The organism is Mycobacterium innocens, from assembly GCF_900566055.1.
Lineage (GTDB): Bacteria > Actinomycetota > Actinomycetes > Mycobacteriales > Mycobacteriaceae > Mycobacterium > Mycobacterium innocens.
Genome location: NZ_UPHQ01000275.1, coordinates 1 through 11,235 on the forward strand (window position 1 = coordinate 1; position 11,235 = coordinate 11,235).

At 65.3% G+C, this 11,235-nt stretch carries 11 protein-coding genes, 1 tRNA gene and 2 pseudogenes; 4 read left to right on the plus strand and 10 right to left on the minus strand.

What is annotated here, in order from left to right; all coding sequences use genetic code 11:
• Positions 1 to 345: 345 nt before the first annotated feature.
• Positions 346 to 2,226, minus strand: coding sequence for an alkyl/aryl-sulfatase (locus EET03_RS26465; protein ID WP_075541538.1), 1,881 nt, complete (start codon positions 2,224 to 2,226; stop codon positions 346 to 348).
• Between the two features lie 169 nt (positions 2,227 to 2,395).
• On the opposite strand from EET03_RS26465, the gene EET03_RS26470 reads away from it, so the two are divergent.
• On the plus strand, positions 2,396 to 2,878 hold the full coding sequence (locus EET03_RS26470) for a lipoprotein LpqH (protein WP_075541539.1): 483 nt from the start codon (positions 2,396 to 2,398) through the stop codon (positions 2,876 to 2,878).
• Between the two features lie 21 nt (positions 2,879 to 2,899).
• Here EET03_RS26470 and EET03_RS26475 read toward each other — a convergent pair whose 3' ends face one another.
• The 5 genes from EET03_RS26475 to EET03_RS26490 all read right to left on the minus strand — a co-directional run bounded on the left by EET03_RS26475 (position 2,900) and on the right by EET03_RS26490 (position 6,186).
• On the minus strand, positions 2,900 to 4,405 hold the full coding sequence (locus tag EET03_RS26475; RefSeq protein ID WP_075541540.1) for a sensor histidine kinase: 1,506 nt from the start codon (positions 4,403 to 4,405) through the stop codon (positions 2,900 to 2,902).
• Positions 4,383 to 5,087, minus strand: a complete 705-nt coding sequence (gene tcrX, locus EET03_RS26480; RefSeq protein WP_023368813.1) for a two-component system response regulator TcrX — start codon at positions 5,085 to 5,087, stop codon at positions 4,383 to 4,385. Before tcrX ends, EET03_RS26475 begins: the two co-directional genes overlap by 23 nt.
• A 151-nt stretch (positions 5,088 to 5,238) precedes the next feature.
• Positions 5,239 to 5,394, minus strand: a complete 156-nt coding sequence (locus EET03_RS30500) for a DUF6131 family protein (protein WP_099193837.1) — start codon at positions 5,392 to 5,394, stop codon at positions 5,239 to 5,241.
• A gap of 11 nt (positions 5,395 to 5,405) precedes the next feature.
• Positions 5,406 to 5,657 (minus strand): hypothetical protein, encoded by a 252-nt coding sequence (locus EET03_RS26485; RefSeq protein ID WP_082274485.1) that lies wholly within the window; start codon positions 5,655 to 5,657, stop codon positions 5,406 to 5,408.
• A 115-nt stretch (positions 5,658 to 5,772) separates the two neighbouring features.
• Entirely contained in the window at positions 5,773 to 6,186 is a 414-nt protein-coding gene (locus EET03_RS26490; protein ID WP_075541541.1) for an MmcQ/YjbR family DNA-binding protein, read from the minus strand.
• Between the two features lie 104 nt (positions 6,187 to 6,290).
• On the opposite strand from EET03_RS26490, the pseudogene EET03_RS26495 reads away from it, so the two are divergent.
• Positions 6,291 to 7,116: pseudogene (locus EET03_RS26495) on the plus strand (hypothetical protein).
• A 140-nt stretch (positions 7,117 to 7,256) separates the two neighbouring features.
• On the opposite strand, the pseudogene EET03_RS26500 reads toward EET03_RS26495, so the two are convergent.
• Together EET03_RS26500 and EET03_RS26505 are read right to left on the minus strand one after the other, a co-directional pair.
• A pseudogene (locus tag EET03_RS26500) lies at positions 7,257 to 7,652 on the minus strand (PE family protein); the annotation flags it as partial.
• Positions 7,653 to 7,800: 148 nt separating this feature from the next.
• Positions 7,801 to 8,745 carry a class I SAM-dependent methyltransferase gene (locus EET03_RS26505; protein ID WP_075541545.1) on the minus strand — a complete coding sequence of 315 codons (945 nt, stop codon included), beginning with the start codon at positions 8,743 to 8,745 and terminating at the stop codon, positions 7,801 to 7,803.
• An 88-nt stretch (positions 8,746 to 8,833) separates the two neighbouring features.
• Between EET03_RS26505 and EET03_RS26510 the strand changes: the two genes are divergently transcribed.
• Positions 8,834 to 9,181 (plus strand): nuclear transport factor 2 family protein, encoded by a 348-nt coding sequence (locus EET03_RS26510; RefSeq protein ID WP_075541543.1) that lies wholly within the window; start codon positions 8,834 to 8,836, stop codon positions 9,179 to 9,181.
• Here the strand turns inward: EET03_RS26510 and EET03_RS26515 are convergent.
• Entirely contained in the window at positions 9,178 to 9,564 is a 387-nt protein-coding gene (locus EET03_RS26515) for a nuclear transport factor 2 family protein (RefSeq protein ID WP_075541544.1), read from the minus strand. The two genes, EET03_RS26510 and EET03_RS26515, sit on opposite strands and share 4 nt — an antisense overlap.
• 50 nt (positions 9,565 to 9,614) lie before the next feature.
• On the opposite strand from EET03_RS26515, the gene EET03_RS26520 reads away from it, so the two are divergent.
• Positions 9,615 to 10,613 carry a phosphotransferase family protein gene (locus tag EET03_RS26520; protein WP_063473096.1) on the plus strand — a complete coding sequence of 333 codons (999 nt, stop codon included), beginning with the start codon at positions 9,615 to 9,617 and terminating at the stop codon, positions 10,611 to 10,613.
• Between the two features lie 406 nt (positions 10,614 to 11,019).
• Here EET03_RS26520 and EET03_RS30505 read toward each other — a convergent pair.
• Positions 11,020 to 11,114: transfer RNA gene (locus EET03_RS30505), tRNA-Ser, on the minus strand.
• Between the last annotated feature and the right edge of the window lie 121 nt (positions 11,115 to 11,235).

An 11,235-nucleotide genomic window follows, 5' to 3' on the forward strand; every position in this document is an offset into this window, starting at 1 on the left:
ATGTGGCGGTTTGAAGCCACCCCCCGCAGGGCGACTCCGAAGGGCCGACAATCCCTCATCTCCTGCACAGCACCGCTTCGGAAAGCTCTACCTACATCGAACTCCCTTCCACGTTCGGGACACACCCATCAGTGCACACTCGGCGCCGGACACCCTGATTGACGTGCCCACCCAACCGCACCAGCCCACGACCTTCATCTCTCCGCGCCGGAGCTAGCGGTAGGGCTTAGCCCCCTCAACGGTTACAGCGACAATCTCGGCTCCCACGGACGCGCGGTGTTGCGTCGTCGCTGTGAGGTGAGGTGGCACCAGCGCACCCAGCGATTAGGGCCGGCCGGGCGAGCGCTAGGGCGTGACGATGTTGAAAGCCGGGTTGGGCCGATCGAGGACACCCAGGAAGGTCTGCAGCACCGTCTCGTCTCCGGATACCTCGAAACCCGGTGAACTGATATCGCCCAGCGCCGCGGTGACCAGCCGAACCTTGTCGCCTACCGTCACGGTCGCGTTCGCCGTCGCCGGGTCGGCGGCGACCTTGCGATGGATCAGCACACCGTTGCGCAGGGTCAACCGATAGTTTTCCGCCGGCTCGGTGAAGCTGAAGTCGATCGCGAGGTCCAGGTCCCAGGCACGCGGGCCGTTGATGCTGATGGCCACGACATCGAAGATCTGGTCCAGGGTCAGCTGGTCGAAGAACGTCGGCGACAGCGCCTGCCCCGACGTGCCGAGGTTGCCGTCCCGCAGCTCCGTCGCCCCGGACAGGAAGAAGTTACGCCACGTCGCATTCTCCGCGCCGTAGGCGAGCTGCTCCAGGGTGTCGGCGTAGAGTTGCCGGGCCGCGGCATGGTTGCTGTCGGTGAACACCGCGTGATCGAGAAGCGTTGCCGCCCAGCGGAAGTCGCCATCGGCAACGGCTTTACCAGCCAGCTCGACGACTCGGTCGATGCCTCCCATAGCCTCGACGTAACGGGGAGCGATGGCTTCCGGCGGGTAGGGCCACAACCTGCCCGGGTTGCCGTCGAACCAGCCCATGTAGCGCTGGTAGATCGCCTTCACATTGTGGCTGACCGACCCGTAGTAGCCGTGGGTATGCCATGCCCGCTCCAGCGCCGGCGGCATCTGGAACATTTCGGCGATCTCGACACCGGTGTACCCCTGGTTCAGCAACCGCAGCGTCTGGTCGTGCAGATATGAATACATGTCGCGTTGCTGCGACAAGTACTCAACGATGTTGTCCTGCCCCCAAGTTGGCCAGTGGTGTGAGGCGAACACGACGTCGGCGCGATGAGCAAACGTCTCGATCGCCTCGGTGAGATACCCCGACCAGGCACGCGGATCGCGCACCAGCGCCCCGCGCAACGTCAGCAGGTTGTGCAGGTTGTGGGTGGCGTTCTCGGCCATGCACAGCGCGCGGAAGCGCGGGAAATAGAAGTGCATTTCGGCGGGGGCTTCGCTGCCCGGGGCCATCTGGAACTCGATCTCCACCCCGTCGATGGTGTGTGTCTCGCCGGTCTGCCTGATGTCGACGGTCGGCACGATGAGCGACACCTCACCGGTCGAAAGTGTCTGCCCCAGGCCGCAGCCCACCTGCCCCTGGGGGCCGCGCGGCAAGTAGGAGCCATACATGTAGCCGGCGCGACGCATCATGGCGCCGCCGGCGTAGATGTTCTCCTGGACGGCGTGCGCGGTGAAACCTTCCGGGGCCAACACCGAGACTTTGCCGGCGTCGACGTCGGCCTGTGACGTGACGCCCAGCACGCCCCCGAAATGATCGACGTGGCTGTGGGTGTAGATCACCGCGACGACGGAGCGGTCACCGCCGCGGTGGGCACGATACAAATCCAGCGCCGCCGCGGCGACCTCGGTGGAGACCAGCGGATCGATGACGATGATGCCGGTATCGCCCTCGACGAAGCTGATATTGGAGATGTCGAAGCCACGGACCTGGTAGATACCGGGCACCACTTCGAACAAGCCTTGTTTGGCGGCCAGTCTCGATTGCCGCCACAGGCTGGGATGCACCGATGTCGGCGCGGGTCCGCGCAGGAATGAATACGCGTCGTTGTCCCAAACCACGCGGCCGTCGGCCGACTTGATGACGCATGGGGACAATGCCGCGATGAATCCGCGATCGGCATTGTCGAAGTCGGTCGGGTCATCGCTCGGAGGAACATATTCGCGATGGGCGGACTCGATGGCCGCAGAAGGGGGTTTGACGTTCACCGGCAATACATTGCCATTAACGCGACGGTCCCCGGTAGATCCTCTCAAGTGACTAGCAGGAAATATAGAGGATAGAAATAGTTGCTTAGGACCCTAGACCCTCGTCCGGTTAACTTGCATACTGCCGGGGCGGTCCCCAAAGCCAGCGGATCGCTACGACGGCAAAGGAGCACAGGTGAAGCGTGGACTGACGGTGGCGGTAGCCGGAGCGGCGATTCTGGTCGCGGGCCTTCCCGGATGTTCGAGCAACAAATCGACCAGTAGCGGCGGAAGCTCCAGCAGCGGCACCACATCGACAAGCTCCGGTGGTGGCGGGGCGTCGGGAACGAAGGTCACGATCGACGGTCAGGACCAGCACGTGACCGGCTCGGTCGTCTGCACGACGGCGGCCGGCAATGTCAACATCGCGATCGGTGGGGCAGCCACCGGCATCGCCGCCGTGCTCACCGACGCCAACCCGCCCGAGGTGAAGTCGGTCGGCCTGGGCAACGTCAACGGCGTGACACTCGGATACACCTCCGGCACCGGCCAGGGCAAAGCCGAGGCGAGCAAGAGGGGCAGCACCTACAAGATCACCGGCACCGCGACCGGCGTCGACATGGCCAACCCGATGCAGCCGGTGAACAAGCCGTTCGAAATCGACGTCACCTGCCCCTAGCAGCCCGGGAGAGCACGGCATTCAACCGTGTGACGATGCGGGCGGTTGCCACCCGTCGAGTGGCAACCGCACCCCGAACTCGGTATATCCGGGCGAGCTGTTGACGGTGATGGTCCCGTTGTGGGCCTTGACAACTGCAGACGCGATCGCCAGACCCAACCCGGTGCTGCCGCCCTTGCGGGAGCGCGAGGTGTCCCCGCGAGCGAACCGCTCGAATACCTCCGGCTGCAGTCCTGCCGGAATGCCCGGGCCGTTGTCGATCACCTGCAGCAGGGCGTGCCCCGGCTGCACACTCAACCGGGTCGTCACCACCGTGGCGGGGCCGGTGTGGATGCGGGCGTTGGCAAGTAGATTGGCTACCACTTGATGCAATCGCGCGCCGTCACCGGTGACCACCACGGGCTCCGGCGGCAGGTCGAGTTCCCACTTGTGATCCGGGCCCGCGATGTGTGCGTCGCTGACCGCGTCAACCGCCAAGTGCGACAGGTCCACCGGTTCGCGTTCCAGCGGCCGTCCGGAGTCCAGGCGGGCCAGTAGCAACAGGTCCTCGACGAGACGGGTTATCCGCTCGGTCTCCGAAGCCACCCGGTTCATGGCATGAGCCACCGCTTCACGGTCGTCGCTCATGCGTTGCGCGAGTTCGGTATAGCCGCGAATCGCGGCCAGCGGTGTGCGCAGCTCGTGACTGGCGTCGGCGACGAACTGGCGCACCCGGGTTTCGCTGGCCTGCCGCGTCGACAGCGCGGTCGCGATGTGGTCGAGCATCCGGTTCAGGGCCGATCCGAGTTGACCCACCTCGGTGTAGGGGTTCGCGTCGGTGTCGGACACCCGGACCGGCAATGCGACTTCGCCCCGATCCAACGGCAAATCGACGACTTCGGTCGCGGTTTGGGCGACGCGCCGCAGCGGCGCCAGCGCCCGCCGGATGATCATCGCCCCGGCGGTGGTCGCGGCGAGCAGCGCGACCGCGGTGACGATGCCGAACATGACCAGCATCCGCAACATCGTGTTGTCGATGCCCGACATCGACAGGCCGGTGACGATGACGTCGGTGCGGTTTCGGCTCGGGGCCGCGACCACCCGGTAGCGGCCCAGGCCGTCGAGGTTCAAGGTCACCGGTGTGCGGCTGCCCGCGATCGCGGCCAGCTGCGCCTGGGCGTTGTCGCTCAGCGCGGCCCGGGCACCACTGCCGGTCAGGTAGCCGGCGTCGATCGTCTTGCCGTTGCTGACCACTGCCGCGACCAAGCCGGCCGGCTGGCCGGGCGCGTCGAGAAACCGGGGGCCGGGGCCGGTCCTCACGTAGCGCGGTTCGTGCCGGTGCGGCGGCTCGGGGTACAGCAACGCCGACCGGTAGGAGGCCCCGCTGAGCTGGCCATCGAGCTGCTTCACCAGATGGTGGCGCAGGGCCAGTTCGGTGGCCGCGGTGATTCCGATACAGACCAGCACCAGAACGACGACCTGTCCGACCAGCAGTCGCAGGCGCAATGACCAGGCCCGCGGAGCGTTAACGGGCCGGCTTGAGGACATAGCCGGCGCCGCGCAGCGTGTGGATCATGGGTGCGCGACCGTTGTCGATCTTTTTGCGCAGGTAGGAGATGTACAACTCGACGATGTTGGACCGGCCGCCGAAATCGTAGCTCCATACCCGGTCCAGGATCTGGGCCTTGCTCAGCACCCGCTTGGAGTTGCGCATCATGAAGCGCAGCAGCTCGAACTCGGTGGAGGTCAAGGAGATCGGTTCGCCGGCGCGGGCGACCTCGTGACTGTCCTCGTCGAGCACCAGATCTCCGACCACGAGTTGGGCACCGCTGTCGACGGTGGTGACGCCGGTGCGCCGCAGCAGCGCGCGCAGCCGCAGCACGACCTCCTCAATGCTGAACGGTTTGGTGACGTAGTCGTCGCCGCCGGCGGTCAGCCCGGCGATGCGGTCTTCCACCGCGTCCTTGGCCGTCAACAGCAGCACCGGCAGGCGAGGATTCTCTCGGCGCAACTTGTGCAGAACCTCCAGGCCGCTCATGTCGGGCAGCATCACGTCGAGTACGACGACGTCGGGCCGCGCGGCGCGGGCCGCTGCGATCGCCGATGCGCCGTCTTGCGCCGTGGTGATATTCCAGCCCTCATAGCGCAACGCCATTGAAACCATTTCGGCGAGAACGGGTTCGTCGTCAACGACCAGGACACTGATCGGTTGTCCGTCGGCGCGGGACATGACGACTCGCTGGGCCGGAGATCGCGGGCTCGTCACGGTTTCCAGTATCCGCACCGCACTAGGCCGACGCTATGCCGTTGCTATGCGCAAGCTGTGAAAGGTCGCGTGATCGCGTGGCCACTGTGGGTCACGCGACCTTGGGCACCGGGTGCTAGTACCAGTACCGCCGGCCGGCGACCGGGCGGCCCATGGAGCCCAGAGCCCAGAGCACGGCTCCGATCACCAGCAAGATGATCCCGAACACCGTCAGCAAATGGATGCCGAACACGAATCCGAGAATGAGCAAGATGGCACCGACGACGATCATGGCGACTTCCTTTACATCGAGGGGATGTGATCGCCCGGCTGCATTGAGCTGGGCTGCGGCAAATGGCAATTTGTTACTTTCGGGTTGACACCCAGGTAATTCAGGGGGCCCGCGATCACCGTCACCGCAACGGTTCCCGCTGAAGCGCAACTTGTTTGCTCACCTTTGAAGTAGCCTCGCTGCCACGTCGCGAAGACCCCGATGAGTAACCACACGAGCACAACCGCCCCGACAACTCCGCGCCCACGCATGGTGACCTCCATTGTGTTTCGAGAAAAATCCCGCAGAACCTGAGATACCCGTTGCACCCATGTTCAAACATGGTGCCCGGGCGAACCCCAAGCGAATTAGCGGTCAGAATTTCCGCGGGCCGGCAAACTACCGGATTTGGGCGCCGAGCCACTGTGCCGCGCGCCTCTTCGAGGCGCGTGACAGCCAAGCGTCCTGGATCAGTTCGGCCAGTTCGGTGGTGCCGATTTCCGCCAATCGGCTGGCCCGCACGAGCACCGACAAATGTCCGTCGAAGTGCGGGGTGGTGAAAAACGGTGACGCCGGATCCTGGGTCAGGGCCAGCTTGTCGGCCTCGGACTCCACCCACAGGATGATGACGTCGGTGTAGCGCTCACCGGTGTCCGGGTCGGCCGCGTCCGGCCGCGGGGTGCGAAAGTAAACGAACGACTTGCCGCCCACCTGGTAGATGGGGTTGCCCTGCGGCCCGGCCACCCGGTTCACGTGTGGCATCGACGCGGCGATCCGGTGCACGTCGTCAACCGTGGCGGGTCGGTCAGCCATGACCGGGACAATACCCGCTCATACCCGCCCGGCCAGCCCGATACCCGTGAACCGGATCTGTACCATGGGCGACAAGCCTTGTGGTAAACGGTGATTGGGGGGCCGTGCCTGATACATTGTTCGCCGACGTATCCGAATATCAAGTGCCGGTTGACGACTCATATCCCTATCGGGTGCTTTCCATTCGGGTTTCCGACGGCACCTATCGAGATCAAAACTTCGCGCGCAACTATGCCTGGATGCGGGGCGCGTTGGACAGCCGGCGTTTGGAATTCGGGATCGTCTACACCTACGTCCGTCCGAATTGGCTGGCCAACGCCAATACCGTGCGCGCCATGATCGACGCCGAAGGCGGCTTGCACCGGCGGGTGGCATTGATGCTCGACGTCGAATCGGGCGGAAACCCGCCGGGCGACGGGTCGGCGTGGATCAATCAGTTGTATTGGAACCTGGCCGATTACGCCGGTTAGCCCAGGCGAATCATCGGCTATGCCAATGCTTATGACTTTTGGAATATGTGGCGGGTGCGTCCACTGGGGCCTGCGGGTGATCGCGGCCGGGTATGGCTCCAATCCCCACCTTCCCGGCCAGGTCGCCCACCAGTACACCGACGGCTCGGGTTACAGCCCGAATCTGCCGCAGGGGGCACCGCCGTTCGGCCGGTGCGACATGAACTCAGCCGACGGACTGACACCACGGCAATTCGCCGCCGCCTGCGGCATCACAGCGAACGGAGGACCGCTGATGGCGCTCACCGACGAGGAGCAGACCGAGCTGTTGACCAAGGTTCGCGAGATCTGGGATCAACTGCGCGGGCCCGACGGCACAGGCTGGCCGCAACTCGGCCAGAACAGTCAAGGCCAGAACCTCACCCCCGTCGACGCGATCGCGGCAATCAAGGACGACGTGGAAGGCATGCTCGCGGAGTAGGCTGCCGCCGTGACTGCCGAGCTGAAAGCTGTTGCGCGGGACTAGGATCAAACTCCCGCATATCCGGCCTCGGTTGCCGAATGCGGCTTCGGTCCGGCTCTGAACGCCGGCGCTACCCTAGAGGCCTAGGCTGCCGAACACAGCAGGCCGCTGATGCCGTTGACGCCGTCGAGGCCGCCATTGCCGGGATTTCCGGCCGGCGGACCATTGATCGCACCCAACACGGTGTCTTGCAGCGCCTGCAACGGCGAGGCGTTGGCCGCCTCGGCGGCCGCGTAAGCGCCTCCCGCGCCATTGAGTGCCTGCACAAACTGGGCGTGAAACGCGCTCATCTGAGCGCTGATTGCCTGGTAGGCCTGCCCGTGGCCGGCAAACACCGACGCTACGGCCGCCGAGATCTCATCGGCTCCGGCCGCCAGCACCCCGGTGGTCGGGAGGGCAGCCGACGCGCTGGCCGCGCCCAACACTGAACCGATCCCTTCCAGATCCGTCGCCGCCGAAGCCAGCATCTCCGGAATCGCCACCAGGTGCGCCATTGTTACCTCCAGCCGTTCTTCGGTGAACTATTGACGGCAGCGTAACTCTGACGTAAACGCAAATTCGGGCATTCGGTGAACTCACATTTGCCAGCGGGCGGTGACCCCGAGGTAACACCACGAGCCGTGCGGTGCCGGCCAATTGCGATCAGGCCGCCGGTCGCTGCGCGGACACGAAAAGCGTTGGCGGCATGGAATCTTCGAGATCGCTGGGCACGCTGCGTCCATAACGGGCCAACACCTCGGACATGGTCTGCGACGACACCTGCCAGCCGTGTCGCGATAGCCAGTCGGCCGCGGCGGTGCGTTCCTCGGCGTACCACAGCTCGTCGAGGTCGGTAACCTCGACCTTGACCAGCCGGGCGGCGGCGGCTCGCATGCGCTGCATGTCCTCACGCTGGCGTCGCACCAGGTCCGGGTCGAGGAAGCCCTCGCCGGGCGCGTTGCAGGCAAGCCGACTGCCGGGCGGGCTCAGGGCATCGATGCGCTCGAACAAGAGGTCTTGGGCCTTCGCCGGAAGGTAACGCAGCAGGCCCTCCGCCGACCAGGCCGAAGGCTTGGACGCATCAAATCCGGCCTCTTGCAAGGCCGTTGGCCAGTCTTGCCGCAGATCGATCGGAACGTTCACCAGGTGTACCGTCGGGCGTGCGCCGTGCCGGCGCAGCGTCGCCGTCTTGAAGTCCAGCACCTTGGGCTGGTCCAGCTCATAAACGACGGTGCCGTCGGGCCACGGCAGCCGCCACGCGCGGGCGTTCAGTCCCGCCGCCAGAATCACCACTTGCCGCACACCCGCGTCGGCCGCGCCGAGAAAGAACTCGTCGAAGAACGCCGTCCGGGTGGCCATGAAGTCGACCATCGCGCGAACCCGCGACCGCACCCCGGGCTCGGTATCGGCCGCCTGGGCCAGCAACCGGGGATCGGCGAAAACCGACCAGATGCCCTCGCCCGCCGCTTCGACGAACACCCGCGCGAATGGATCCTTGATGAGCGGGTTTTCGCTCTCGGTCTCGGCGGCGCGAGCGGCCGCCACGCCCAAGGCGGTGGCTCCCACACTTTCGGTGATGTCCCAGGAATCGTTGTCAGTTCGCGGCATCGCCACACCTCGTCGGATAAAAAGGTCGCGTCGAAAAGTCGGTTTCGCGAACCATTCTTCCAGCGGGCGCGAGCTACGATCGCTCGCTATGACTCGCACGCCCCAGGAAGTATTCGCCCACCACGGTCGGGCGCTGGCCACCGGCGACCTCGACGAGATCGTCGCCGACTACGCCGACGACTCCGTGGTGCTCACCTCAGCCGGCGTCGCGCGCGGCAAGGACGCCATCCGGCAGGTGTTCGTCAGGTTGCTCGACGAACTGCCCGACGCGGCTTGGAACTTGAAAACTCAGATCTTCGAAGGCGACGTGCTGTTCTTGGAGTGGGCCGCCGATGCGGCGCAGCACCGGGTCGACGACGGCGTCGACACGTTCGTGTTCGCCGACGGCATGATCCGGGCTCAGACGGTTCGATACAGCCTGCGCGCCAAGTCTTAGGAGTGGCCCAGCAGTTCGGCCATTTTCGGGATGATGGCCTGAAGCGCCTTCACCGGGCGAATCATCACCTTGACCGCGACGATCTGGCCGTGGTCGTTCCAGTGGATCATGTCGATTCCGTTGACGTAGATGCCTGCCACCTCGGCTTCGAACTCGAGTATGGCCGAGCGTTCACGGTGCCACTGTTCGACGTAGTGAAAACCGGAGTCGCCGAACAACTTCAACGCTGCAGTCAGATACGCGACGACCTGCGCCCGCCCTTCCTGCGGCCTGAAGACCGCGGGCGAGAAGAAGACCGCGTCCTCGGCGAGCAACCTGTCGAGACCATCGATGCGCCCGGAATCTACGATCTCGATCCAACGTTGGAGTACCGGCGACGTCATTGCACCAGAGTAGGTTTTTACGGGTGGACCTGGAAGCGGTGGCCGCATGGATGTCCGAGCGGGGACTCGGCGAGGGTCCATTGCAGGACGTCTCCGCGGTAACCGGCGGAACGCAAAACGTCATGCTGCGATTCACCAGGTCCGGCCGGCAGTATGTGCTGCGGCGCGGGCCGCGACACCTGCGTCCGCGCAGCAACACGGTGATCCTGCGGGAAACCCAGGTTCTGGCCGCGCTGGCCGGCTCCGACGTCCCGCATCCGCGGCTGATCGCCACCTGCGACGACCCCGGTGTGCTCGGTGACGCGGTCTTCTACCTGATGGAGCCCGTCGAGGGTTTCAACGCCGGTGAAGGACTCCCGCCGCTACACGCGGGCGACGCACAGGTGCGGTACGGGATGGGCCTGTCGATGGCCGATGCGCTGGCCAGGCTGGGCGCCGTGGACCATGTCGCCGTCGGGCTCGCCGGCTTCGGCAAACCGGAAGGCTTCCTGGAACGCCAAGTGCCGCGCTGGCTTTCCGAGCTGGAGTCCTATCAGCAGTACGACGGCTATCCCGGCCCGCAGATCCCGGGAATCGAGCAGGTTTCAACGTGGCTGCAGCGCCATCGGCCGACGACGTGGAGACCCGGCATCATGCACGGCGACTACCACGCGGCCAACGTCATGTTCTCCTGGACCGGGCCGGACGTAATCGCCATCGTCGACTGGGAAATGTGCACTATCGGCGACCCGCTGCTGGACCTGGGCTGGCTGCTGGCGACCTGGCGGCAGCCCGACGGGTCGAGCGTCTTCAGTCACGCCCTGGGCGGCCAAAGCGGACTCGCCAGTACCGACGACCTGCTGCACCGGTATGCCGACAACACCACCCGCGACCTGTCGCACATCACCTGGTACACCGTGCTGGCCTGCTTCAAGCTCGGCATCGTGATCGAGGGCACACTGGCCCGCGCCTGCGCGGGCAAGGCCGAAAAGGAAGTCGGTGACCAACTGCATGCGGCCACCGTGCACCTATTCGAGCGGGCGCTGAACATCATCGAGTCGCGGCACTAGTTGACTGCCGACGCTCAGCGTTGGGCTTGCCGATCTGCGCACACCGGAGGTTCCCGGAACGCAAGGTGCCGCGCTGGCTTGGGAAAGCTAACGGAGCCGGTCGTAGGACCAGGGGTCGCATCCGAGACCAGGTTCCCGAGCGGGACGAGCCTGACCGCCGGCCGTATTCAAAGACCCCTATCGGCCTCATGGCCGGGTCTATTGTCGGGGACAGCGGCGATGATCGTCCCAGCGGCCGCTGAAGGAGGCCACATATGACTGCGCTGCAACCCGGCACCAAGACCGGCGCCCTGGTCTTTGCGGGACAGGTGATGGATCCACGCTGAGGCATGGCGGTACCAGACGCGGTGGTGGCCGCAAGCCTTGCCCGGTGTGGCATCTGTTCAGTTCAGACGGCCTTTGCGAGCGCGCCCGAAGAGATTCGAACTCCCAACCTTCTGATCCGTAGTCAGACTGTTCGCGGGCATCCAGGGTGAGCACGTGGGGGTGGGGTTCCGGCGCTGGCGGTGAGCAGTGTGTGGGGTTGCGGTAACCCGATTTGTTGTTCGTGCTGCCGGGGCGGCACGGTGATCAGGTCAGTTGGTAGGCGACGGCCCTCCCGTCGTCTCTTCCCGGAGTGCTA

What these genes read in the sequence shown, in the direction of transcription:
- EET03_RS26520 (WP_063473096.1), top strand. Translation starts at nt 9,615, where the DNA reads ATGTCCGAGCGGGGACTCGGCGAGGGTCCATTGCAGGACGTCTCCGCG.
- EET03_RS26475 (WP_075541540.1), bottom strand. Translation starts at nt 4,405, where the DNA reads ATGTCCTCAAGCCGGCCCGTTAACGCTCCGCGGGCCTGGTCATTGCGC.
- EET03_RS30500 (WP_099193837.1), bottom strand. Translation starts at nt 5,394, where the DNA reads ATGATCGTCGTCGGTGCCATCTTGCTCATTCTCGGATTCGTGTTCGGC.
- EET03_RS26505 (WP_075541545.1), bottom strand. Translation starts at nt 8,745, where the DNA reads ATGCCGCGAACTGACAACGATTCCTGGGACATCACCGAAAGTGTGGGA.
- EET03_RS26490 (WP_075541541.1), bottom strand. Translation starts at nt 6,186, where the DNA reads ATGGCTGACCGACCCGCCACGGTTGACGACGTGCACCGGATCGCCGCG.
- EET03_RS26485 (WP_082274485.1), bottom strand. Translation starts at nt 5,657, where the DNA reads ATGGAGGTCACCATGCGTGGGCGCGGAGTTGTCGGGGCGGTTGTGCTC.
- EET03_RS26515 (WP_075541544.1), bottom strand. Translation starts at nt 9,564, where the DNA reads ATGACGTCGCCGGTACTCCAACGTTGGATCGAGATCGTAGATTCCGGG.
- tcrX (WP_023368813.1), bottom strand. Translation starts at nt 5,087, where the DNA reads ATGTCCCGCGCCGACGGACAACCGATCAGTGTCCTGGTCGTTGACGAC.
- EET03_RS26510 (WP_075541543.1), top strand. Translation starts at nt 8,834, where the DNA reads ATGACTCGCACGCCCCAGGAAGTATTCGCCCACCACGGTCGGGCGCTG.